This window comes from Corynebacterium halotolerans (assembly GCF_050107895.1).
GTDB classification, from domain to species: domain Bacteria; phylum Actinomycetota; class Actinomycetes; order Mycobacteriales; family Mycobacteriaceae; genus Corynebacterium; species Corynebacterium halotolerans_B.
Genome location: NZ_JBNILW010000051.1, coordinates 1 through 517, shown reverse-complemented (window position 1 = coordinate 517; position 517 = coordinate 1). Strand labels below are relative to the sequence as shown.

The 517-nt window shown below is 41.8% G+C and carries 2 protein-coding genes; both read right to left on the bottom strand.

The annotated features are described in order from the left end of the window. Positions 1-259: TRAP transporter large permease subunit (locus tag ACQCVD_RS15505; RefSeq protein WP_426824676.1), on the bottom strand; the 259-nt coding region annotated here is incomplete at its 3' end. Beyond that, on the bottom strand, positions 259-517 hold a 259-nt coding region (locus tag ACQCVD_RS15500), incomplete at its 5' end, for a TRAP transporter small permease subunit (RefSeq protein WP_426824675.1). The genes ACQCVD_RS15505 and ACQCVD_RS15500, both read right to left, overlap by 1 nt.

Here is a 517-nt window from a genome sequence, read left to right as displayed (position 1 = left end):
GACCGACGAAATTATTTGTAAAGCCGATGATGCGCTCTGTGATCCCGCCTGCATTCATCAAGTTTCCTGCCAAAATGAATCCAGGTATGCACAGCAGTACGAAGGAATTCAGCCCTGCGAACATTTTTTGAGGGACGATGGAAAGAGGGATATCGGCGATTAGCAGATAAATGATGGAAGAGATCCCTAAGCTGAACGCGATGGGCACACTGATAAAGATAAGAATTAAAAATGAAATAAATAAAATGGCTGCTAACATCAGCTTTCACTCCTTTCTTTCGGACTTATGAATGCGTTCATGACATGCATGATCGCATAGATGGCGATGAACACAAAGGATATCGTAATACTCGCATGGATGACTGACATATCCACGGCCATTGTCGCTGATGTCTGCCCTTTTCCGACAGAAATGAACGTATATCCATGATAGGCAATGACAAAGGAAAGGACGACAACGACTAAATAGATGATTGCTTCATATATTTCTTGAATTTTTTTAGGCAATAACGCCGTA